Source organism: Blautia sp. MB18-30 (genome assembly GCF_023669475.1).
Lineage (GTDB): Bacteria > Bacillota > Clostridia > Lachnospirales > Lachnospiraceae > Blautia_A > Blautia_A fusiformis.
Window position 1 is genome coordinate 1 of the sequence record NZ_JAMOYY010000100.1, and the last position, 635, is coordinate 635.

1 protein-coding gene and 1 pseudogene are annotated in these 635 nt (G+C 29.8%); both read right to left on the minus strand.

Annotated features, from left to right (window positions below; genetic code table 11):
• Positions 1-196, minus strand: a 196-nt coding sequence (locus NCY57_RS16705; protein ID WP_330639028.1) for a hypothetical protein, incomplete at its 3' end; no start/stop codon positions are given.
• 13 nt (positions 197-209) lie between these two features.
• Positions 210-635: pseudogene (locus NCY57_RS16710) on the minus strand (hypothetical protein); the annotation flags it as partial.

Here is a 635-nt window from a genome sequence, read left to right on the forward strand (position 1 = left end):
ATATAACATTATCATCAAAATCGATCTCTTCTATTTGTATTTTTTGTGGGACTTCAGAAAGCAATACGCCTTTTTTTTCTATTAATAATAATTTAATTTCAATATCCTCTTTAACTAGCAATTTAAGTAAATTCAAAAGAGCAATTTCTGTTCCTCCCATTTCCATGGATTTAGCTAAAACTAATACTTTTTTCATTTCTGCACCTTACTCAAACTTTCTTTAAAGCTTGCTTCAAGAACCATCCTTCTTTAACTTTTTCTGATAACATCTTTACATTTTTCTTCATAATTAGATATTGTTCTTCTGAAATTTCACTTAATGTTTTCTCGATATTTTCTAATGACTCCACACAAATTCCGATATTATATTTTTTTATTATTTCAGCCATTGCAGCCTCTTCCCATATTATTATCGGGATTCCACTTGCCACATACAAAGAAACTTTATGTGGATTATTATATTTGATGTAATTTCCGGTATTGCCAACGCAATTATCTATTTCACTTCCATCCCAAACCACTCCGTACTTGCCATGCAATTTAGCTGGTAATTCATCTGGTATAAACGATCCTAAGTAATGTACATTAGAATTTATTTGCACATTTTCAAAAAAAACCCCGTACAAATTTAATTG